Source organism: Chryseobacterium sp. MMO-72, from assembly GCF_037146035.1.
GTDB classification, from domain to species: Bacteria; Bacteroidota; Bacteroidia; order Flavobacteriales; family Weeksellaceae; genus Chryseobacterium; species Chryseobacterium indicum.
Genome location: NZ_JBBCWG010000007.1, coordinates 93,601 through 115,892, shown reverse-complemented (window position 1 = coordinate 115,892; position 22,292 = coordinate 93,601). Strand labels below are relative to the sequence as shown.

The following is a 22,292-nucleotide window of genomic DNA, read 5'->3' as shown; positions in this document are numbered from 1 at the left end:
TTAAATTGAAAACCTCCCAACCGGGAGGTTTTTTTGCTTTTTTTATATAAAAATGCCAAATATGTGTGTGGTATATTTAAAAAAAAGTTAAATTTGTTAAAACAAAATTATTATGAAGAGATATCTACTATTGTTTTCTTTATTTGCGGTCTCCTCATCGAGTCTCTTTTATTCACAAAAAAATACAAATAGAAAGCCTCAGCAAGAAAAGGCTTCCTCTCTTACAATGAAAGCAGGTGCTTTTATTGATGTGAATGCTCCTACATATCCTGCTTCAGCTTATACCCCTTTGCAGCTGGTAAAAGATGTGTTGATTTCATCAGGAACCAATTCTTGTGTTACACCCAACGTTTCCAACGTTCAGGTGAGCCCGAATCTGCCGGCAACAGATGCAAACAGATCCTGGGGATATTTTAACAGGGGAACAACCAGCTTTCCTTTCAAGGATGGTATCGTTCTTTCTACGGGATATGTTCAGAAAGCAGGAAATAGTTATATAAGTTCTACTTTAGGGGACGATTTGCCTACAGGTAGTGATCCTGATCTTGTCGCTGCTACAAATTCTTCTGTAACGCTTAACGATGCAGTTATTTTAGAGTTTGATTTCGTACCGACTTCCAGTCAGGTAAAATTCAATTATCTTTTTGCTTCAGAAGAATACACGGGAACTTTCCCTTGCAGTTTCTCAGATGCATTTGCTTTATTATTAAAGCCTGTATCTGGTGGACCATATGTTAATATGGCTGTTTTACCAGCTCCGGGAACAGGACCTGTAAGTGTGACTAATATCCACCCATTAAATAGTTTTTCAGGAACAAGTATGGGATGTGGTGCGCCAAACGTTGCCTTTTTTGGAGGCTATAATACGTCTAACATAGAAACTAACTTTAACGGAAGAACGGTTCCTCTACAGGCAACCGCTACAGTGGTTCCTGGACAGGCGTACCACTTTAAAATGGTTTTGGCAGATGCTATTGACAGCAGCTATGATTCTGCTGTATTTTTAGATGGTGGATCTTTCAATATCGGAGTAGAATTACTAGACCCTTCCGGAGCAACATTACCTCCTGAAATTAATGTGTGTGATAATGTTCCACAGGTGATAACAGCATCTGTTAGTAATCCTAATATGACGTATCAGTGGTTTTTCAATGGAGTTGCTATTCCGGGAGCTACTTCTCCTACCATTACAGCAACACAGCCGGGGAATTATGAAATTCAGGTTTCATTCCCGGGAAGTCCTTGTCCGGGTAAAGCCAATATTAAGATAAACGGAGGAACAACACCCGCCGCAGTAGATGCAACATTACTGCTCTGTACAACGCCGGATGTTACCTGGTTTGATCTCACCAATTCAATGGCGTCAATCAGTACAACGCCGGGGGCTGTTTTCCATTTTTATGTAAATCAGGCAGATGCAATTGCTCAGAACAATAACTATATTCAGGATATTCTTCACTATAATGGTAATGACGGACAGATTCTATATGTCGTAGTGTCAAATGGCGGGTTCTGTAGTAAGATGGTTAAATTAACCTTATCAAAAGAAACTACTCCTGTTGCAAATCTTGTGGCATCCAAAATTAAAGTCTGCCCGGGAACAGTAGTTGATCTTACTGCCACAGGTGGAGTAACTTATCAATGGGCAAACTTCTCAGGAACAGGCAATACGCAAAGTGCAACAGTTTACAATACAACTACTTTCTCTGTATATGCATTGGGAACAAAAGGATGTAAATCTTTACAGCCTGCAAAAGTTACCGTTGAGGTTGTTCCGGAAATCAGTTCTTCATTGAGAGATGTGGAAATGTGTCAGGGAGACAGAGTAACTTTAGACGCAGGAGCAGGGCCAAATTACACTTATTTATGGAGTACAGGTGCAACCACCAGAACTATAGAAGTAGATCAGTGGGGTATTTATTCGGTAACCATTAAGAATGGATTTTGTCAGCAGACTTTCACTGCAAAAGTAATGGCAGCAGCTTCACCATTTGTTTCGAATGTTGATTACAGCAACAATACGTTAACAATTACTGCGCAGGTTCCAATGATTAATAACATCCCTCAAACGGCAGAATATTCTGTGGATGGCGGTATTTCATGGCAGCAGTCTAATGTATTTACAGGGCTTATAAATAATACACATTATGATATTCAGGTAAGAACAGTGGGTACACATTGTGTAGGTGCGTTAGAATTCTTTACATTGAATATTGCAAATATAATTACTCCAAATCAGGATGGTGTTAATGATACACTGGATCTTACGGCGCTTGGAAACTTTAATAACTTCACAGGTTCAGTGTATGACAGATATGGATCAGAATTATTCAGATTCTCGAAAGAACGCCCAATCTGGAACGGAACTTTGGGAGGTAAAAAGCTGCCAACCGCAACATACTGGTATAAATTTAACTTCCAGTATCCGAAATCAAAAACCAATATGAGCCAGTCTGGCTGGATTATGTTGAAAAACAGAGAATAAAAAATCAATCGATAATGCAAAATGAAAGCCCTTCAGGAAATTGAGGGGCTTTGTTTTTTAGAAAAGCTAAATTGCAGATCTTTTAATTTTTTTACTAAAGACTATCTTTCCAAAGTTGGGTAAATGAGATGAAATCTGCTACGCTGAGTTCTTCCGCTCTTTTACCCATAAATTCATGGGTTTTTAAAGCTTCCGGAATATTTAAAATTTTCAGCGCATTCGACAGCTTTTTTCTTCTCTGGTTAAAACCTGCCTTTACGATCTGTTTGAATAAAACCTCATTTCCGGCTAACCCTTCTTTCGGGTTTCGGGTGATTCTGATAACACCGGATTTTACTTTTGGAGGCGGATTAAATACGTTTTCATGAACGGTAAATAAATACGAAGTATCATAATAAGCCTGAATCAGGACAGAGAGAATTCCGTAATCTTTCGTTCTTGGAACGGCGGCTGTTCTTTCCGCTACTTCTTTCTGAAACATTCCCACCATTTCCGGAATCAGCTCATAATGATCGATAATCTGGAACAAGATCTGGGAAGAAATGTTGTAAGGAAAATTTCCGATAATGGCAATTTGCTCTCCGTTGGTAAACTGAAAATCCTGTTTCAGAAAATCTCCCACAAACGTTTCTTCGGTTACTTTAGAATAGTTTTCCTTTAAATATTCTATGGATTCTTTATCGATTTCTGCAAGGTAAATCTGCTGTTCTTTTTCTAGCAGATATTTGGTAAGAACTCCCATTCCGGGACCTACTTCCATTACTTTATTATAGCCCCCAAAACTCAGACCTTCAACGATTTTTCTTGCGATGTTTTCATCTGTCAGAAAGTGCTGACCAAGATGCTTTTTTGCTTTTACACTCAATGTTTTTTATGATTTTATTAACAGTGATTTTCTCTTTTTCGTCCCAAATTTCGGAAGATTTTTTCTATTTTAGCCAAAAATTTTAATATTAATGGCTAATTCTGTAGATGAATTTAATAAGAAAAGGCTTAGGTCTAGCAATATTACAGTAGTAATAAGTATTGCCTTAGTGTTATTTTTGTTAGGATTAATGGGACTTATTTTAATCAATGCCCAGAAATATTCCGACTATATCAAGGAGCAACTTGTGGTTAATGCTTACTTTGATGAAAACTATGAGGCAAAAGATTCTGTAAAGATTGCGAAAATGGAAGCTGAGGTTTTCAAAGAAATTCAGACACTGGCTCCGGTAAAGAAAGCAACGTACATCACCAGAGAAATGGCTTCCAAAGAAGCAAAAAAAGCAATGGGAATTGATACGGATGCACTTTTCGAAGAAAATATTTTTCCTTCATCTGTAGAAATCGCCTTAAAACCGGAATATGTAGATCCTGCAAAGATCGATCAGGCCATTAAAGCCATTAAAGCTGTTCCCGGAATTATTGATGTAAAGAACGACAGTACTCTGATGGTTGATGTTTACAATAACCTGAGCAGAATTCTGAAATGGATCTTAGGTTTTTCCATTCTGTTTTTGATTCTTGCGGTTGTATTAATTAACAATTCCATCCGTCTGAAAATATTCTCCAAAAGATTTATTATTAAAACCATGCAGCTTGTAGGAGCGAAGAGAAGATTTATCCTGAAGCCATTCATTATTGAAGCGGTGGTTTTAGGAGCCATAGGATCTGCAATCGGACTTTTAGTGCTTTTCGGAGCGTGGTATTACTTTACAAGCCAGATCGGATCTGCATTTGTACAGGACAATAACCAGTATTTCTGGCTGATTCTGATGGTATTTGGAGTGGGAATTTTTATTACGGTTTTAAGTACGGTAGTGGCTACCTGGAGATTCTTAAGATCAAACGTTGACGACTTATATTACTCTTAAAAATGAGCAAAAAAACAAATAAATTTTCCGCAGACAACTTCGGAAAAGAACCAACCGAAGCTCCAAAAGAAAATTCCTTTTATTTTGGAAAAGAAAACTTTAAATGGATGCTTATCGGTTTCGCATTTATCGTAGTTGGCTTTCTTCTGATGATGGGAGCCGATGCCAATACTGTGGACGGAAAGTATGATCCGAATTCATGGAACGATGGTATTTTTTCTATCCGAAGAATCAGGATTGCACCATTATTTGTGGTTATCGGTTTTTGTATCGAAGTATATGCGATTTTAAAAAGAAAGTAAAAATAAATTGTATTTGAAGATTAAGAAATTCGGAAATTTAGATCAGTCTAAATCTCTTGGTTTCTTAATCTTTTAATTTTGTGTAAATTATGGATTTAATCAAGGCAATCATTATTGCAATTATCGAAGGCTTAACAGAATATCTGCCCATTTCATCAACCGCGCACATGGGGTTCACCGCAAATTTGCTTGGGCTGGAAGAAACCGAATTTTTAAAAATGTTTCAGGTTTCCATACAGTTTGGAGCCATTCTTTCTGTGGTTGTGGCATATTGGAAGAAGTTTTTTGATCTGAAAAATTTGCAGTTTTATTTCAAACTGGCTTTTGCAGTGGTTCCGGCTTTGGTTTTAGGGTATTTATTTGATGATAAAATTGAGGCGGTTTTAGGAAATCAGATCGCTATTTCCTCCGTTCTGGTTCTTGGTGGAGTAGTCTTGCTGTTTGCCGATACGTGGTTCAAAAATCCAAAAATTGATGATGAAAAAGGCATTACCATAAAAAAAGCAGTAACCATTGGTTTTTGGCAGTGTCTTGCAATGATGCCGGGAACGAGCAGAAGTGCAGCTTCCATTATCGGAGGTATGACACAGGGATTGACCAGAAAAGCAGCGGCAGAATTTTCATTCTTTTTGGCTGTTCCTACCATGTTGGCGGTAACGGTATATTCGGTTTTTGTAAAAACATGGGGTAAAGAAACACCTAATCCGCAGAAAGGTTATGAAATGATTATGGAATCTCAGGATCACATCATGATTTTCATCGTAGGAAATGTAGTGGCATTCATTGTTGCGTTAATTGCCATTAAAGCATTTATCGGAGTTTTAAATAAATATGGTTTCAGACCTTGGGGATGGTACCGTATTTTCGTAGGAATTGCTTTGCTGATTTATTTTTATTTCTTTAAATAATTTAAGCTAAAAAAATATAAACAGTAATACTAAAAAATTACTCATTACCAATTACTCATTACTCATATCCATGACTGCTGAAGATCTACAATCTGGACATATATTTTTATTAGACAAACCATTGGACTGGACTTCTTTTCAGGCGGTCAATAAAATGAAATACAAACTCAAAAGAGAGTTTGATTTACCTAAGAAATTCAAAATTGGTCACGCAGGAACCTTAGATCCGCGTGCAACAGGATTATTGATTGTCTGCTGTGGTAAATTCACCAAGAAAATTCCCGAAATTCAGGATGCCCCAAAAGAATACTGGACCGAAATAAAAATCGGCGTACAGACAGAATCTTACGATACCGAAAAGCCCGAAATTCTGCATCAGGATATTTCGCAGATTACAGAAGAGCAGATAAAAACGGCATTGGAAAAATTTGTTGGAGAAATAGACCAAACTCCACCTGTTTTTTCGGCAATAAAAATTGAAGGAAAAAGAGCATATGATCTTGCCAGAGCAGGAGCAGAAGTAGAAATGAAATCCCGTAAAACCACAATTTTTTATATTGATAATGTAAAGATTGATCTTCCGTTCGTAAGTTTTACAGTAGGATGCTCAAAAGGGACCTATATTCGCAGCTTAGCTCACGATATCGGACAGGAATTGTGTGTTGGAGCGTATTTAACACAATTGAGACGGACAAAAATCGGAGAATATAAAATAGAAGATGCAACATTCGACTTTTTGGAAAATGATTTTAGATTTAACGAATCATAAAAAGAAATTGCTTTTATTGATGAATACAGTCTGAAAAATAGTATGGAAAAAACAAGAATTAACAAATATTTATCTGAAGTAGGATACTGCTCGAGAAGAGCAGCAGACAAACTTTTGGAGGAAGGAAGAATCACCATTAACGGCAAAGTTCCGGAAATGGGAACAAAAGTTTCCGATGAAGATGTAATTGAAGTAGACGGAAAACCAATCCGTGAGCCGGAAGAAAACCATGTTTATATTGCCTTTAATAAACCTGTAGGAATTGTTTGTACCACTGATACAAAACGTGAGAAAAATAATATCATCGATTATATTAATCATCCCAAAAGAATTTTCCCGATCGGAAGACTTGATAAGCCGAGTGAAGGTTTGATTCTTTTAACCAGTGATGGCGATATTGTAAATAAAATTCTAAGATCCCGAAACAACCACGGAAAAGAATATATTGTAAGAGTTGATAAGCCGATTACGCCCAAATTTCTGGATAAAATGCGAAACGGAGTTCCGATTTTAGATACCGTCACTAAAAAATGCGAGGTCGAAAAAATTGATGAAATGAATTTCCGTATCGTCCTTACACAAGGTCTGAACCGACAGATCCGAAGAATGTGCGAATATTTAGGCTACGAAGTAAAGAAGCTGAAACGGATCAGGGTTTTAAATATCAAACTCGATCTTCCCATCGGGAAATGGAGAGATCTTACGGATGAGGAACTTTCTACCCTACAAAAACTGGTTGAAGATTCCAGTAAAACATACGATTAAACATAATAGAGATTCCGGATTGGACATCTCTTTTTTTAGTATTTACAGTTTTTTGTCATCCTGAAAGGATCTAAGAAAAGTCTAAAAAAATTAACTTTAAAGAAAACCCTTCGACAAGCTCAGGGTGACATTGCGAATACTTCCTATAATACTTAAAACAATGAAGGATTGTTAAAAAAATATTTTTTAAAAAAAATTAACGCTGCATTGTCATTCTGACAGAGGAAGAATCTCAAAAAGTTTTATTTTATCTCCCGCAGATTGAGCGGATTAGGCAGATTTAATTAATTTAAGTTAATTCAAAGAGGTATCTTGTTAATTTTAAATACAATATTTTAATGTTCTGCTTCTTTTGCGGTTCGATAAAAGTGTAAAAAATATTTATCCTACTTCAAATACCATTTCATCCTCACTTCATATTCTGGTTTCAGCTTCAGCATTTTCCAGATTTTCTTTTCATCTTTTTCGGAGATTCGGTAAAAAATAATTTTTTCTGCAGAATATTTAAAATAGGGATGATTTTTCAGCCATTCTTCCGGAGCTTCATGCAACGTATATTTCTGAACATTCGAAGTTGTAAGGGGTGCGGTTGAAAGTAATTTTTTCGTCAGTTCCGGATCAATATTGTACGTGGAAAGAATCTGTTCTTTATTCACGAATCCACCCAGTTTATTTCGAAAACCGATCATCGAACCGGCTGCTTTTCCGTCAAATCCAAACTCCATAAGCTGTTTGTAGGTTATTGCGTTTAAATCTACCTTGGTAAAATCCGTTTTTTCCTGCTGTTTAGTTTCAGATTTGTCATTTTTACTCACCGCAATTGTTTCTGTATTGAATTTAATGAACGGCTTTATTTCTTCAAATTTCTCAGAAGAAATGACGAAACACTTCTGAATGTCTTCCAGACTTTTAAAACTTCCTTTTAAATTCCTGTCACGGTAATTGATGATGATTTGTGCCTGTTTATCGGAGAAGCCAAAAGACTTCCAGCCTTCAATATCCAATGCATTCGGATCGAAAGAATGATATTGAATTTTCTTTTTATTGGCATTGAAATTTTTAGCAGCTCTGTAATTCTCCGGTGTTTTTTCCGGCAGAATAAGATAGGGATCAATTTTCTGAAAATTCTCTTCACTGATGATAAAGCACTCCCTGAATTTCTCTTTGCTCACAAAACTTCCGCCCAAATAACTTTTGTATTTTAAAATAGCTTCTGCCTGCTTTTCACTAAAGCCCATTTCCATCCAGTCGGCGGCGGAGTAAAGATCGGGGTTAAATTTTCCTCTCACCGTTATCGATTTCTTTTCAAAACTTTTGAATGCATCTGATTTGGCTTCTTTGCCGGTTTCCGGAAGTAAAATATAGTGGTTCAGCTCAGAAAATTTTTCCTCAGAAATAGCAAAGCATTTTTTGAGTTGTTCTTTAGAAATGAATTTTCCGCCTACAACTTTCTTATAATTAAGAATGGTCGCTGTTTGTTTTTCCGTAAATCCTAAATTCTGCCATTGCTTTTCATCCAGTTCATTGGGATCAAACTCTGTGAGATGGAGCACAGCGGATGGTTGTGTGATAAACTGAACATCGGGAAATTCTTCCTTTTCCCTACTTGTATATTTTTGAAAAGCGAATAAAATGATCAGCAATATTCCCATGACTGCCAATCTCTGGTAATAGTTTTTTTTCATCGCTGTAAACTTAATCATTCTGTTAAGTATTCGCAATGAGGGGGGTGCAATTGGATTATTTTAGGATATAAATTCTGTTATTCGGCTTTAAAAAATGAATTGAAATAAAATTATGAATGAAAGATTTCAATTATTCCTCATCCCTCTCCGCCAAAGACTCCTTCAGCTTCAGCAATTCAGCTTTTACAAATTCCAATCTGTCGATGATGGTGATGGTTTCGGAGATCTTGCTGTTGGTAGTTAAAGCGATTTTGGCACCGTCCAAAGTGTAGCCCTTTTCTTTTACGAGATGATAGATAATCTGAAGATTTTTAATGTCTTCCGGAGTAAAATACCGGTTGCCTTTTTTGTTCTTTTTAGGCTTAATGATAGGGAATTCCTGTTCCCAATAACGTATTAATGAAGTATTTACATCAAAAGCTTTCGCTACTTCTCCTATTGAATAATACAGTTTATCAGGTAAATTTATCTTCATTTTTAGAATCGTAATGTTCAAAGATAAAAATTTTTTAAATCCCACAGCAAATTAAGAGGGCAAAAAGTTCATTCTCCGCTTTGTAAATCAGGGTTCAATGTGAATTTTAAGATGAGGAAATGTAATTCTTTTTGTTATTTTTGATGATGAAAAACCTATAAAAAAGTGAATTCTATTTCTGTCCTGCATATCAATCTTTTTCAGCCGGGTAAAAACACTTCGGATTTTTATTTTAACCGAATGAAGAAGCATCTGGTTTTGGGACACAGGCATATTGAAAAACCGCACCGTCATGATTTTTATGCCACAATTCTCTTTACCAAAGGAAGCGGAACGCATGAAATCGATTTTCAGAAATATGACGTTTCGGCGGGAAGCTTATTTTTTATGTCTCCGGGACAGGTTCACAGCTGGGAACTTTCTGAGGATATCGACGGATATATTTTTTTCTGTTCACAGAATTTTTACGAAATGCATTACGTCAATCAGAAGCTCAGAAGTTTCCCGTTTTTCGGATCGATAAATTTCCCAAGAAAATTACAGCTTACTGCAACGGAATTAAGGGAAAATAATCACCTTTTTGCAGCACTGGAAAAAGAATATCAGCTTCAGAACGTGATGAAAGATGGTTTTATTCTTTCACTGATGTCACAGATTTTTATCCACGCAACAAGAGGTTTTTCAAAAGAGCTGGGAAAAGAAAATTCTGAGGTTAACATTTCTTATTTTAAACACTATCAACAGTTTGAAAATCTTATTGAAGAGTATTTTGCAAAAGAAAAATCCGTTGCTTTCTATGCTTCTTTATTGGAAATTTCATCCAAACATTTAAACAGAATTACCAGAACGGTCGTTCAGAAAACAGCGACTGACGTTATTACAGAAAGGATAATTCTGGAGGCCAAAAGAATGCTTATGTATCTTGATGAAAGCCTTACGGAAATTGCGTTCCGTCTTGGTTTCGAAGAATATTCCTATTTTGTGAGAGTCTTCCGTAAAACTTCCGGCATGACTCCCACTCAATTCATTAAAAAATATAAGGCTTAATTTTTGTTGATGGTATGAAGTTTAACTCTAACAACTTCTCTCTCAAACACTCAAACACTCAAACTCAAACACTCACCTCAATATCTACAATACCAATTGAAAAGGTCCTTCAAATACCGTGTCGAAAGAATCTACCAGATTTCCTTTTTCATCAAACACGCCGATCGTCATATTCTGCTTAGAAAAACGGATCTCTTTTTCGGGGAAAGAAATGTTGATATTTCCTTTTAAGATCTGATCTCCTTTCAATATAATTTTTTCATTGCCGAAGAAATTAATTTCTGCATTTTTAGGATTCAAGACTTTTATTGTGAGTGTTTTCTTTTCGTTGGATTTGTTTAAAAGCGTATAAATAAAAGTATTCGTAATTTTTCCGTTTTTAATGAAAAATGTTGATCCTGCCGGTTTAATGAATTTGGCTTCCATGGAACCTCTGTCGTACATCAGAAATCCTAAAAAACCAATCAGCAAACTTAAAATTACCGTTGTTGCCTTCATTCTTCCCGTAAATTTGAATTTTTCCTGATTTTCAATTTCAGCTTCCGTTGCATAACGGATCAGCCCTTTCGGAAGACCTACTTTTTCCATAACTTCGTCACACGCATCAATACAGGCGGTACAGTTTACGCATTCCAGCTGCTGTCCGTTTCGGATGTCAATTCCTGTAGGACAGACCACAACACATTGATTGCAGTCTATACAGTCTCCTTTTCCAACAGCTTTTCGGTCTTCGTCTTTTTTCCATTTAGAACGGTTTTCACCTCTTTTAAAATCATAATAAACATTGATGGTCTGTTTGTCGATCAGAACGCCCTGTAATCTTCCGTACGGACAGACTAGTGTACAAACCTGCTCTCTCAGCCACGAAAAAACAAAATAGAAAGCCGCAGTAAAAGAGATCATCGCAAGAAACTTCAGCGGATTTTCTGCGGGACCTTCGGTGATGATTCTGAAAACTTCTTCATAACCGACAATATACATGAACATGAAATTCGTAATTACCACAGAAATAACGGCGTAAACAGACCATTTGGTGAGCCTTTTTCTTATTTTTTCGCTGTTCCATTCCTGTCGGTCGAGCTTCATCTGTTTATTACGGTCGCCCTCGATCCAGTATTCTATTTTCCTGAAAACCCCTTCCATAAAAATGGTTTGCGGACAAAGCCAGCCACAGAAAATCCTTCCGAAAACAACTGTGAAAAGCATCACAAAAATAACGGAAGTGACGGCTCCAAGTGCTAAAATGAAAAAATCCTGAAGATAAAACGGCTGTCCGAAAATAAAAAACTTCCTGTCGATAACATTAAATAAAAGAAAAGGATTGTGGTTGATTTTCACAAAAGGTAAAGTGAAAAATATCGCTAAAAGTAAATAAGTTACATAATCTCTGTAGTTGGTAAATTTTCCTTTGGGTTTTCTCGGATAGACCCATTTTCTTTTTCCGGTTTCGTCCATTGTTCCTACGGAATTCCGGAAGCTTTCCTCATAAAGTTCCGGAGCCTGAAAATTGCTGTTCTGTGTATTCATCTTTTTGATTTGATCTGAAAGCTGGCTGAAATCATTTAATGAAGTTTAAATGCTCATTTCCAGATATTTTTAACTAAAATCCTGCAGTGTTTTTCACTGATGCAAAGCTCTGTAATAATTGTTTCCGGAACTAATATGATCCACTTCTGAAATAGTACAATTCGGACATTTTGGATTTGGTTTTTATTTAATCAAAAAGAGAAAATAAACTTTGAATCTCGTTTTACATATCGTAAATTGCCTGCTTTAAAAATTGTGCGGAATGAAAAATATTTTAAAAACCGGTTCTCTTGGTTTGATTTTAGCAGTATACAGCTGTCAATCAGTAAATACCACTAAAATGTTTTATGAAGATGTAAAGCCCGAAAAAGTTTCGGATCAGTTCAGTTTTACGGAAGGTCCTTCCTCGGATAAAGAAGGAAACGTGTACTTCACGGATCAGCCGAATGATAAGATTTATTATTGGGACTGGAAAACCAATAAAGTGATTGAGTTCATGAATAAAACGGGAAGAGCCAACGGAACACATTTCGATAAAGATGATAATTTAATCACCTGTTCCGACGATCAGGGTGAAATCTGGAAAATCTCAAAAGATAAAAAAGTACAGGTTCTGCTGAAAGGTTTTGAAGGCAAAAGACTGAACGGACCGAATGATGTCTGGAATGACGAGTTTGGCGGAATGTATTTTACCGATCCTCTGTATGTACGAGATTACTGGGTGAATTTTAAGCAGGAAACTCCGCATAAAAGTTTATACTACAGAAATAAAGACGGACAGATTTCCAAACTTGAAACCTTTACACAGCCGAATGGAGTGGTAGGAAGCGAAAAATTCAGAAAATTGTATGTTTCGGATATTGATGCCGGAAAAACGTATGTTTATGATATTTTGGGCGAAGGAAAATTATCCGAGAAAAAACTTTTCTGCGAAATGGGTTCCGACGGAATGACGTTAGACAAACACGGAAATCTTTATTTGACAGGAAAAGGAGTTCATGTATTCAACAGAGAAGGAAAGAAAATTTATCATATTCCGATTGAAGAAGACTGGACTTCCAACGTGACTTTCGGAGGGAAAAATAATGATGTTCTGTTCATCACCGCTTCGAAGTCTGTATATACTTTACCGACACGAGTAAGAGGAGTTAGGTAAATTTTAAGGTTGAGGTTAAGATTTAGATAAGCGTTGTGTTTTAATCTCAGCCTTAATCTAAATCTTAACCTCAACCTCAATCTTAATACGCTACCTCCATTTTCACTTTCTTGCCCTTCAGTTTTTCATTGGCAAGTTTTTTCAGAAGAGCATTTACTTTATTTCTCGATACGGCAACATAAGAAGTTGTGTCTTTTACTTCGATCAAGCCGACATCTTCTTTCTGGAGTTCTCCTTTTTTCAGCAGATAGCCAACAATGTCCACTTTATTCACTTTGTCTTTTTTTCCGGCGCTGATGTAAATGGTCTGGAAAGGCGTTTTTTCCGGTACTTTGGTAAATCCGGCAACGTTGTCTTCCGGCGTATTGTTTTTGATGAAAGGGAAATTTTCATCTTCCGTCATAATAAGATACGCAAAACCTTTCGCGTTCATTCTTGCTGTACGTCCGTTTCTGTGGATAAAAGCATCTTCTTTCGGCGGTAACTGATAATGAACGATCGATTCTACTTCCGGAACATCTAACCCTCTTGCAGCCAGATCGGTAGTGATTAAAATTCTTGCGGAATCGTTCCTGAATTTCAGCAGGGCGCGTTCTCTTTCATCCTGTTCCATTCCTCCGTGGAAGGTTTCTCTGTCGATTCCTTTCTGGCGGAGAAGCTCGGAAATCCGGTCAACCGCTTCTCTGTGATTGCAGAAAATCAGAGTTCTTTTGTTCCCGATTTTACAGATTAAATTGAATAAAGTATCCAGCTTTTCTTCCGGCGTAGTCATTACTTTTTTAAACTGAATATCGGGTTTTGCCTCGCTTAATTTTAGAAAGTTAATGATTTTCTCGTCTTTTAATCCGGTAAATGCAGGAATTTCGTCCATTGCCGTTGCGGAAGTTAAAATTCTCTGAGACAATCCTTTCAATGAATTGGAAATAAATTCCATATCATCATGAAAACCAAGCTCAAGTGCTTTGTCAAACTCATCCAAAACCAGCGTTTGGATGGTTTTCGGATCAAAATTATTATTTCTCAGATGATAAACCACTCTTCCCGGTGTTCCGATTAATACAGCCGGAGCTTCAATAAGATTGTTTACCTCAATTTTTTTGTCGTGTCCGCCATAACACACGGAAACTTTAAAATCTGTTCCCATCGCTTTAAAAACCTGCTCGATCTGTAAAGCCAGTTCTCTCGCCGGAACCAGAATAAGAGCCTGAATTCCAGAACTGTTTTTCTTTAAATTTCGCAGTACAGGAAACAAAAAAGCCAGTGTTTTTCCCGAACCGGTAGGAGAGAGCAGAACAACATCCTGATTGTTTTCTGTCGCTTTGTATGTAGATTTCTGCATCTGATTCATGTCCTGAATCTGCAGTTTTTCGTAGATAGATTCTAATTCCATGGTGCAAAGATACAGAATTCGTTATGGTGTTAGCTAGTTGTTTTTTTCAGTTGAAAGTTTAAGATTTGTTTAAACTAAAAGATATCAATAAAAAATTATAAAGCTTTTTCCTAATTTCAAAGGCTGGATTAAAATGATGATTTAGCCGTCTTAGGTAGCTTCATTTTATTAAAACAATATTTCAGGGATGAATAATAAAGTATGCATTGTCTGGTAAGAATATGCAGTATTTTGATGCTCAGAATATTATTGTTTGTTTCAAATAAATTTCATATCTTTGCACCCACTTTTGTGGCGAAAAGGTTTGAAGAGTAAATAACTAAAAATTAATTACTTCCGTATTTTTCAATTCACATTTATTCAGACCGTTGAAAGAGAAGGAATACAAATTTAATTAGAATTATGTCAAAAGAGACAAATTCAGCTGAATTATTATTAAATCAAAACGTAGCACCTGAACAATTTGACTGGGATTCTTTCGAATCTGGTCTTGATGCTGATGCTAGAAAAGAGAAAAGCGATTTAGAAGAAATCTACAACGGATCTTTAAACAACTTAGACGATAACGATGTTCTAATTGGTAAAGTAGTAAGATTAACTGATAAAGAAGCTATCGTAGACATCAACTTCAAGTCTGAAGGTGTTATTTCTCTTAACGAATTCCGTTACAACCAAGGTCTTAAAGTAGGAGACGAGGTAGAAGTAATGGTGGACAGAAGAGAAGACAAAACAGGACAGTTACAGTTATCTCACAGAAAAGCAAGAACGCTTAAAGCTTGGGATAAAGTAAACGAACTTCACGAAACAGGTGAAATCGTTAACGGTTTTGTTAAGTCTAGAACTAAAGGAGGTATGATCGTTGACGTACACGGAATCGAAGCATTCTTACCTGGTTCTCAGATCGACGTTAAGCCAATTAAAGATTACGATCAGTTCGTAGGAAAAACTATGGAGTTCAAAGTTGTGAAAATCAACCCTGAGTTCAAAAACGTAGTAGTTTCTCACAAAGCATTGATCGAAGCAGATATCGAAGGTCAGAAAAAAGAAATCATCGCTCAGTTAGAAAAAGGACAGGTTCTTGAAGGTACTGTTAAGAATATTACTTCTTACGGTGTGTTCATCGACTTAGGAGGTGTTGATGGATTGATCCACATTACAGACCTTTCTTGGTCTAGAGTGAACCACCCATCTGAAATCCTTGAGGACGGACAGACTGTAAAAGTGGTTATCCTTGATTTTGATGATGAGAAAACAAGAATCCAGTTAGGTATGAAGCAATTAGAAGCTCATCCTTGGGATGCTCTTTCTGCTGACTTAAAAGTTGGAGATAAAGTAAAAGGAAAAGTAGTAGTTCTTGCTGACTATGGTGCATTCGTAGAAATCGCTCCTGGTGTTGAAGGATTAATCCACGTTTCTGAAATGTCTTGGTCTACTCACTTGAGATCTGCAGGTGACTTTGTAAAAGTAGGTGATGAGGTAGAAGCTGAAGTACTTACTTTAGACAGAGAAGACAGAAAAATTTCTTTGGGTATCAAGCAATTAAGCAAAGATCCATGGGAAAATATCGAAGCTAAGTATCCTGTAGGATCTAAGCACGTAGGAACTGTAAGAAACTTCACTAACTTTGGTGTATTCGTAGAGTTAGAAGAAGGTATCGACGGTTTAATCTACATTTCTGATCTTTCTTGGACTAAGAAAATCAAGCACCCATCTGAATTCTGTGCAGTTGGTGATAAATTAGATGTTGTAGTTCTTGAACTAGACATTCAGGCTAGAAGATTATCTCTAGGTCACAAACAATTAACAGAAAACCCTTGGGATGCATTCGAAACTAAATATGCTGAAGGAACAGTTCACGCTGGTAAAGCGGTAGAAGTACACGATAAAGGTGCTTCTGTACAGTTCGAAGATGCTGAAGTTGAAGCATTCTGCCCATCAAGATTATTAGAGAAGGAAGACGGATCTAAAATCAAGAAAGGTGAAGAGGCTGATTTCAAAGTAATTGAATTCAACAAAGAATTCAAGAGAGTAGTAGTTTCTCATACAGGAATCTTCAGAGACGAAGAGAAGAAAAACGTAAGAGAAAATTCTAACAACAGATCTAATAATGTTTCCTCATCTTCAAACGAAGAGAGATCTACTCTTGGAGATATCGATGCATTAGCAGAATTAAAAAGAAAAATGGAAGAAGGTAAATAATACCTGATTCATTTTAAATATTTGGCCACTCTTTTGAGTGGCTTTTTTGTTTTTATTCAATTCATAAAATTGCTGTTAATGCGGGATTTGTTAATTTGATTTATTCATAAATTTAGCAGAGTTTATATACTATTGTTAAATTAAATGTCTATTTAAATAATTTTAAATTATACTATTGTTTTATTGTTAATTATATGTAAATTAGCGGCTTTATTAGTGTATATGAAAAAAGTAGCTTTACCCCTTTTATTTGTAGTTTCTTCAATGTTTCCTTCTGTTCTTTTCGGACAGGATAATGAGAAGTTAATTAAAGACTATATTTCTCAAAATAAGATCAGAGAATATAAGAAATCAGATCTTACAAATTTTAAGATTGATAATGTTGATGAATCAAAGTCATTAAATGGAAATGTAATTAAATTCCAGCAGACTTATAATGGACTTCCGGTATACAATGCGGAAGGTACTGTTTTAGTAAGAGATAATAAAGTAATTTATTATTCTGATACTTTTTTGAAAGATTATACTTCTTCTGTATCAAATACAGCTTCTGTTACGAAGACTACTGCTCTTCAGAAAATAGCTGAAAATTTACAGAAAGATAAAATTCAGAATTATCCTATTTTAGGGTATAATGATGCAGATTTAAATAACGCACCCGCTGCAAAACAAAGACTGGTATACGTACAAGATAATGGTGCTTTAAAATTAGCTTACCAATTCTCTTTTCCAGAGCCTAATTCTCCAAGCTATTGGGATATTCTAGTAGATGCAAATACAGGAAATATTATCAGTAAACTAGATTTGAACTTGTCCTGTAATTTCCATAATGATGCTTATTCGCGTGATTACAGTCATGCTCATAATGATAATAATATTGTAGGTCCACTAAAACAAGACGAAAATAAGAATAGTTTTTCACTTTTAGTACCTGATAATGCTTCTTATAATATTTTTGCATTACCAATAGAGGCACCTACATTCGGTTCCAGATCAATTGTAAGTAATCCATGGATCTTAACAGCTTCTCCGGAAGGCTGGCATTATGACGGAACTACTCGTTATACAATTACGAGAGGTAATAACGTACATGCTTATGAGGATACAGCAGGAACCAATGTAGTTGGATATTCACCTGATGGAGGTACTACAAGAAATTTTAATTATGCTTTTAATATTAATGATGATCCGGCTAACAATCAAAGTGCGGCAATAACGAATTTATTTTATATTAATAATAAAATTCATGATATTTTCTATATGTTTGGTTTTACGCCAACTGCAAGGAACTTTCAGAATACTAATTTTGGATTAGGAGGTGCCGGAGGCGATTATGTATTGGCCGAAGCACAAGATGGAGGCGGTACAAATAATGCTAATTTTAATAGCCCTAGTGATGGAAATAAACCAAGAATGCAGATGTATCTTTGGTCAACCGTTAATAGATTGTTTTATTATAATGCACCGAGTTCCGCAGTACCTCGTCAGCCAGTTGTCGGAACAGCTTTATTTGGAAATGCTTTAGATGCGACGGGGGTTACAGGAAATGTGCAGTTATCCTCAGTTTTGGATGGTTGTACGGCAATACCTGCTGGATCTTTGACGGGCAAGATCGGTTTAGTAGAAAGAGGAACTTGTAATTTTACGGTTAAGGTTAAAAATGCACAAGATGCTGGGGCTGCAGCTGTTATTATTTACAACAATACCGCTAATGGTAATACTGTTGGAAATATGTCCGGAACTGATGCAACGATTACAATCCCATCGGTTTTAATTTCAAATACTGAGGGTGAATATATTAAAAGCCAGCTTTCAGCTAATACAGTTGTAAATGTAACTTTGAAGAACGATCCTGCAAGCAGTATTACACCAGACGGAAGTTTTGATAATGGAATTGTAGTGCATGAATATGGACATGGAATTTCCAATAGATTAACAGGAACGGGTGTGGGTTGTTTAAATTCTTCTGCAGACAAAGAACAGATGGGAGAAGGCTGGTCAGATTTCTTTGCTCTAATGTTAACTAATAAAGCTGGAGATAATGCATCTGTACCAAGAGGTATCGGAACATATGCTGTTGGACAGGCTATTACCGGAGGAGGTATAAGACCTGCTAAATATTCTCCGGATTTTACTATAAACAATTACACTTACGGGAATACGAATGGAATGGAATATACAAATACAAACGGGCAAATAGTTCCTGATGTACACTCAATTGGATTTGTATGGGCTTCGATGCTTTGGGATCTCCACTGGCAATATGTTGCCAAATATGGATATTCTTCTGATGTAATGGCAAATACTACGAATGGTAGCTCAAGAGTTTTACAATTGGTAACGGATGCACTGAAGCTTCAGGTTTGTAATCCTACATTTATCAATGGTAGAGATGCCATCATTGCAGCAGATCAGGCTAAAGGAGGTGCAGACAGATGTATGATCTGGAGAACGTTTGCAAAGAGAGGTTTAGGTGTTAATGCTAGTGCGGGAAGTTTAACAAATATTAATGATCAGGTTCAGGATTTTAGTGTTCCTGCAGATTGTGTATTGGCTACAGACGAAGTAAAAGTTGTTAAAAATAACATTTCAATTTATCCTAATCCTGCGAAGAATGAATTTTTCATCAATTTCCCAAGCAATACATTAGGAAAAGTAAGTGTTGAAATTTATGATATGTCAGGAAAATTAGTTTCTTCTGAGGATAAAATTTCTCCAGATGCTAAAAAATCAATCTCTACAGATAAGCTAATTAACGGAACATATATGGTGAAAGTAAAAGGCATCGGTATTGATGCTGCATCAAAAGTTATTGTTAAGAAATAATCTGAATATTTATAAATTTTAGTTACGGCGCGAGCGAAGCTCGCGCCGTAACTTTTTATTTTCACAGCCATTTTATTATTCATTTAATAATATATTGTACCTTTGCAGGCTGTAAAAATGAATTATGCAGAAGAAAAATATTTTAAAGGGAGTTCTATTTGTAGGGATTGGCGCAAGTATATATGGGATGCTGGCAACGTTTGTTAAACTCGCTTATCAGGATGGTTACACCACTTCAGAAGTTACAACATCACAGTTTTTATTGGGAATAGTGGGTCTTTTAGTCTTAAATTTTATTCAGACAATCACCTCTAAAAAAGCTTTGCCTTCACCAACATCAAAAGAAGTAAGAAACTTACTGTTAGCTGGAACTTCATTAGGTTGCACCAGTTTGTTTTATTACATTGCAGTTCAGTATATCAATGTCTCGATAGCGATTGTTTTGCTGATGCAGTCCGTCTGGTTCAGTGTAGTAGTGGAAAGTTTTCTGACAAAAAAACTGCCCAATGCAAGAAAAATTGTTTCTGTAATTATTGTTTTGGCGGGAACTATTTTAGCCACCAATTTAATCAATGAAAGTTTAGATCTTGATTGGAAAGGCATTTTCTGGGGATTATTAGCAGCGGCTTCTTATACGCTCACTATGTTTACTTCCAATACTTTAGCAACACATTTGCCTGTTTTCAGAAAAAGCATAATTATGCTTTTGGGGGGGGCAGTTGTTGTTTTTGCATTCTTGTTTTTTGCACAGATCGGGCCATTGCATTTCGAAGGTTTAAAATTTTTCTACCTTAATTTTACAGACAATACAGAGCATATTCACTCCTTTAATTATTCAATTTTATGGAAATATGGTTTAATTTTATCACTTTTCGGAACCATAATTCCGCCGATTTTATTTAATGTCGGATTTCCGAATGCAGGACTTGGATTGGGAAGCATCGTTTCTTCTCTAGAATTACCGGTTTCTGTGACGATGGCTTTTGTTTTATTGGGTGAAAAAGTAATTTTTATACAATGGGTTGGAATTGCACTAATACTTTTTGCGATTGTCCTCATGAATTTACCTAAAAAGGAAAATCAATTTGCTGAAATATCTAAATAATACTATTGAAACCGTTTCATTTGGAACGGTTTTTTAATTTCAGTAAATAAAATATCTTATGAAATATTGCAAAAACATATTTATAGCTTTAATTCTTATCGTAAGCACAAGTCTTCTATTTTCTCAGGTGAAACCATTGGATGCTGAGTTAACGAATTATCAATACCCTTTCGAAGTTCATTTTTTAAATTTTACATCTCAGAAAAACGATTTGAAAATGGCTTACATGGATGTTCAGCCAACAAAGTCAAACGGTAAAACCATAATGCTTCTTCATGGTAAGAATTTTAACGGAGCTTATTGGGAAAGAACCGCCAAAGATCTTTCGGATAAAGGTTTCAGAGTAATAATTCCGGATCAGATAGGATTCGGAAAATCTTCAAAACCTCAAAGTTACCAGTTTTCATTTTCGCAGTTGGCAGAAAATACAAAAGCTGTTCTGGATAAATTACAAATCGATAAAATTATTGTTTTAGGACATTCGATGGGAGGGATGATTGCGACAAGATTTACTTTACAATACCCCGAAAAAGTTGAAAAATTAATCTTAGAAAATCCAATCGGATTGGAAGATTATAAAACATTTGCAACTTATCAAACAATTGATCAGGCATATCAGTCAGAATTAAAAAATACCGCAGAAACTTATAAAAATTATCAGCTTAAATTTTATTACGATAATAAATGGAAAGAAGAATATCAGCCTTGGTTAGACTTAATTGCAGGATGGACTGTGCATCCTGATTATCCGAAAGTCGCATGGAATGCAGCTTTAACTTCGGATATGATTTATAATCAGCCGGTTTGCTATGAATTTAAAAACATTAAAGTTCCCACTTTGCTCATTATCGGAACAAGAGACAGAACTGCAATCGGGAAAGACCGTGCTCCAAAAGAACTGCAACCGAAAATGGGACAATATCAGGAATTAGGAAAGAAAACACAGCAACAGATTGTTGGTTCTAAACTCGTGGAAATTGAAAACGTAGGACACCTTCCGCATATTGAAGCCTATGATAAATTCTGGAATGTGTTGTATGAATTTATTAAGTAGAAAAGCAAAAGGTTGATGATTGAAAATTTAAATGATTGAGAGAATATATAAATTTATTTTTAATGAATGAATTCCCCTCCTCTGGAGGGGTGGCAAAAATTTCCTGAAATTTTTGACGGGGTGGTTTTAAAATACATCCTTTTAGTCCCGATTGTAGTGAAAATCCTTTTTTGAAAAAAAAGATTGCAGCGGAAAGCGTGATGAAATAGCTCCAAATAAAAAGAGACCGCTAAAAATTAGCAGTCTCTTTTCGTATGTATTGTTGTCTGAATTATTTCTTCTTGTAAGCAGCGTCTTTAATTCTCGCTTTTTTACCTCTAAGGTCTCTGAAGTAGTAGATTCTAGATCTTCTAACTCTACCTCTTCTGTCCACTTCGATTTTTTGAAGAGCCGGCATGTTGATTGGGAATACTCTTTCTACTCCTACATCACCAGACATTTTTCTGATGGTGAAAGTTTTTGTAGAACCAGTACCTCTTAATTGGATAACTGTTCCTTTGAAGAACTGAGTTCTTGTTTTTTGTCCTTCTTTAATTTCGTAGTAAACAGTGATCGTATCACCAGCTTTGAATTCAGGGAATTCTTTTTTTGTAATGTACTTGTCTTGTACGTACTTTAATAAATCCATTATTAATAAATAAAATGTTAAAGCTAAGCAACTTACACGGACTTCGTCAGAGGTTGAATAACAGGTTGCAAATGTACAAAACATTTTTGAAATTTTCCAAACAATTTTATATTAA

At 35.9% G+C, this 22,292-nt stretch carries 18 protein-coding genes; 12 read left to right on the top strand and 6 right to left on the bottom strand.

The annotated features are described in order from the left end of the window. Positions 1 to 112 precede the first annotated feature (112 nt). Positions 113 to 2,485: a choice-of-anchor L domain-containing protein gene (locus WFH39_RS11675; protein WP_336690026.1), complete on the top strand. Its 2,373-nt coding sequence runs from the start codon at positions 113 to 115 to the stop codon at positions 2,483 to 2,485. Between the two features lie 94 nt (positions 2,486 to 2,579). On the opposite strand, the gene rsmA is transcribed toward WFH39_RS11675, so the two are convergent. After that, positions 2,580 to 3,350, bottom strand: coding sequence for a 16S rRNA (adenine(1518)-N(6)/adenine(1519)-N(6))-dimethyltransferase RsmA (gene rsmA / locus WFH39_RS11670; protein ID WP_336690025.1), 771 nt, complete (start codon positions 3,348 to 3,350; stop codon positions 2,580 to 2,582). 91 nt (positions 3,351 to 3,441) lie between these two features. On the opposite strand from rsmA, the gene WFH39_RS11665 reads away from it, so the two are divergent. The 5 genes from WFH39_RS11665 to rluF all read left to right on the top strand — a co-directional run bounded on the left by WFH39_RS11665 (position 3,442) and on the right by rluF (position 7,085). Next, the gene (locus WFH39_RS11665; protein WP_336690024.1) at positions 3,442 to 4,341 is read left to right on the top strand and encodes a cell division protein FtsX; all 900 of its coding nucleotides are present in this window, start codon (positions 3,442 to 3,444) and stop codon (positions 4,339 to 4,341) included. A gap of 2 nt (positions 4,342 to 4,343) precedes the next feature. After that, the gene (locus tag WFH39_RS11660) at positions 4,344 to 4,643 is read left to right on the top strand and encodes a DUF3098 domain-containing protein (RefSeq protein WP_336690023.1); all 300 of its coding nucleotides are present in this window, start codon (positions 4,344 to 4,346) and stop codon (positions 4,641 to 4,643) included. 89 nt (positions 4,644 to 4,732) lie between these two features. Further along, positions 4,733 to 5,551 (top strand): undecaprenyl-diphosphate phosphatase, encoded by an 819-nt coding sequence (locus WFH39_RS11655; protein ID WP_076392544.1) that lies wholly within the window; start codon positions 4,733 to 4,735, stop codon positions 5,549 to 5,551. A gap of 70 nt (positions 5,552 to 5,621) precedes the next feature. Further along, entirely contained in the window at positions 5,622 to 6,320 is a 699-nt protein-coding gene (gene truB, locus WFH39_RS11650) for a tRNA pseudouridine(55) synthase TruB (protein WP_336690022.1), read from the top strand. A 42-nt stretch (positions 6,321 to 6,362) separates the two neighbouring features. Continuing rightward, complete coding sequence (gene rluF, locus WFH39_RS11645) at positions 6,363 to 7,085, top strand: 23S rRNA pseudouridine(2604) synthase RluF (protein ID WP_336690021.1); 723 nt, start codon at positions 6,363 to 6,365, stop codon at positions 7,083 to 7,085. A 386-nt stretch (positions 7,086 to 7,471) separates the two neighbouring features. Here the strand turns inward: rluF and WFH39_RS11640 are convergent, their stop codons facing one another. Next, positions 7,472 to 8,770 (bottom strand): helix-hairpin-helix domain-containing protein, encoded by a 1,299-nt coding sequence (locus tag WFH39_RS11640; protein WP_336690020.1) that lies wholly within the window; start codon positions 8,768 to 8,770, stop codon positions 7,472 to 7,474. A gap of 130 nt (positions 8,771 to 8,900) precedes the next feature. After that, positions 8,901 to 9,245, bottom strand: coding sequence for a MerR family transcriptional regulator (locus WFH39_RS11635; protein ID WP_076392608.1), 345 nt, complete (start codon positions 9,243 to 9,245; stop codon positions 8,901 to 8,903). Positions 9,246 to 9,410: 165 nt separating this feature from the next. On the opposite strand from WFH39_RS11635, the gene WFH39_RS11630 reads away from it, so the two are divergent. Continuing rightward, positions 9,411 to 10,292, top strand: coding sequence for an AraC family transcriptional regulator (locus tag WFH39_RS11630; protein WP_336690019.1), 882 nt, complete (start codon positions 9,411 to 9,413; stop codon positions 10,290 to 10,292). 84 nt (positions 10,293 to 10,376) lie between these two features. On the opposite strand, the gene ccoG is transcribed toward WFH39_RS11630, so the two are convergent. Then, on the bottom strand, positions 10,377 to 11,819 hold the full coding sequence (gene ccoG, locus WFH39_RS11625; RefSeq protein WP_336690018.1) for a cytochrome c oxidase accessory protein CcoG: 1,443 nt from the start codon (positions 11,817 to 11,819) through the stop codon (positions 10,377 to 10,379). A gap of 262 nt (positions 11,820 to 12,081) precedes the next feature. Between ccoG and WFH39_RS11620 the strand changes: the two genes are divergently transcribed. After that, on the top strand, positions 12,082 to 12,975 hold the full coding sequence (locus WFH39_RS11620; RefSeq protein ID WP_214589163.1) for an SMP-30/gluconolactonase/LRE family protein: 894 nt from the start codon (positions 12,082 to 12,084) through the stop codon (positions 12,973 to 12,975). 82 nt (positions 12,976 to 13,057) lie between these two features. Here the strand turns inward: WFH39_RS11620 and WFH39_RS11615 are convergent, their stop codons facing one another. Further along, positions 13,058 to 14,365, bottom strand: coding sequence for a DEAD/DEAH box helicase (locus WFH39_RS11615; protein ID WP_336690017.1), 1,308 nt, complete (start codon positions 14,363 to 14,365; stop codon positions 13,058 to 13,060). Positions 14,366 to 14,767: 402 nt separating this feature from the next. On the opposite strand from WFH39_RS11615, the gene rpsA reads away from it, so the two are divergent. The 4 genes from rpsA (at position 14,768) to WFH39_RS11595 (ending at position 21,549) form a co-directional block, all read left to right on the top strand. Next, positions 14,768 to 16,564: a 30S ribosomal protein S1 gene (rpsA, locus tag WFH39_RS11610; protein WP_076392562.1), complete on the top strand. Its 1,797-nt coding sequence runs from the start codon at positions 14,768 to 14,770 to the stop codon at positions 16,562 to 16,564. Positions 16,565 to 16,786: 222 nt separating this feature from the next. Beyond that, positions 16,787 to 19,390, top strand: a complete 2,604-nt coding sequence (locus tag WFH39_RS11605; RefSeq protein ID WP_336690016.1) for a T9SS-dependent M36 family metallopeptidase — start codon at positions 16,787 to 16,789, stop codon at positions 19,388 to 19,390. 124 nt (positions 19,391 to 19,514) lie between these two features. Beyond that, a complete protein-coding gene (locus tag WFH39_RS11600) occupies positions 19,515 to 20,495 on the top strand; it encodes an EamA family transporter (RefSeq protein WP_336690015.1) in 981 nt (326 codons plus the stop codon). 58 nt (positions 20,496 to 20,553) lie between these two features. Then, positions 20,554 to 21,549 carry an alpha/beta fold hydrolase gene (locus WFH39_RS11595; protein ID WP_336690014.1) on the top strand — a complete coding sequence of 332 codons (996 nt, stop codon included), beginning with the start codon at positions 20,554 to 20,556 and terminating at the stop codon, positions 21,547 to 21,549. A 271-nt stretch (positions 21,550 to 21,820) separates the two neighbouring features. Here WFH39_RS11595 and rplS read toward each other — a convergent pair whose 3' ends face one another. Beyond that, on the bottom strand, positions 21,821 to 22,177 hold the full coding sequence (rplS, locus tag WFH39_RS11590; protein ID WP_034709455.1) for a 50S ribosomal protein L19: 357 nt from the start codon (positions 22,175 to 22,177) through the stop codon (positions 21,821 to 21,823). Between the last annotated feature and the right edge of the window lie 115 nt (positions 22,178 to 22,292).

Coding starts and splice junctions, on each gene's coding strand:
- WFH39_RS11675 (WP_336690026.1), top strand. CDS start 113: ATGAAGAGATATCTACTATTGTTTTCTTTATTTGCGGTCTCCTCATCG.
- WFH39_RS11665 (WP_336690024.1), top strand. CDS start 3,442: ATGGCTAATTCTGTAGATGAATTTAATAAGAAAAGGCTTAGGTCTAGC.
- WFH39_RS11660 (WP_336690023.1), top strand. CDS start 4,344: ATGAGCAAAAAAACAAATAAATTTTCCGCAGACAACTTCGGAAAAGAA.
- WFH39_RS11655 (WP_076392544.1), top strand. CDS start 4,733: ATGGATTTAATCAAGGCAATCATTATTGCAATTATCGAAGGCTTAACA.
- truB (WP_336690022.1), top strand. CDS start 5,622: ATGACTGCTGAAGATCTACAATCTGGACATATATTTTTATTAGACAAA.
- rluF (WP_336690021.1), top strand. CDS start 6,363: ATGGAAAAAACAAGAATTAACAAATATTTATCTGAAGTAGGATACTGC.
- WFH39_RS11640 (WP_336690020.1), bottom strand. CDS start 8,770: ATGAAAAAAAACTATTACCAGAGATTGGCAGTCATGGGAATATTGCTG.
- WFH39_RS11635 (WP_076392608.1), bottom strand. CDS start 9,245: ATGAAGATAAATTTACCTGATAAACTGTATTATTCAATAGGAGAAGTA.
- ccoG (WP_336690018.1), bottom strand. CDS start 11,819: ATGAATACACAGAACAGCAATTTTCAGGCTCCGGAACTTTATGAGGAA.
- WFH39_RS11620 (WP_214589163.1), top strand. CDS start 12,082: ATGAAAAATATTTTAAAAACCGGTTCTCTTGGTTTGATTTTAGCAGTA.
- WFH39_RS11615 (WP_336690017.1), bottom strand. CDS start 14,365: ATGGAATTAGAATCTATCTACGAAAAACTGCAGATTCAGGACATGAAT.
- rpsA (WP_076392562.1), top strand. CDS start 14,768: ATGTCAAAAGAGACAAATTCAGCTGAATTATTATTAAATCAAAACGTA.
- WFH39_RS11605 (WP_336690016.1), top strand. CDS start 16,787: ATGAAAAAAGTAGCTTTACCCCTTTTATTTGTAGTTTCTTCAATGTTT.
- WFH39_RS11600 (WP_336690015.1), top strand. CDS start 19,515: ATGCAGAAGAAAAATATTTTAAAGGGAGTTCTATTTGTAGGGATTGGC.
- WFH39_RS11595 (WP_336690014.1), top strand. CDS start 20,554: ATGAAATATTGCAAAAACATATTTATAGCTTTAATTCTTATCGTAAGC.
- rplS (WP_034709455.1), bottom strand. CDS start 22,177: ATGGATTTATTAAAGTACGTACAAGACAAGTACATTACAAAAAAAGAA.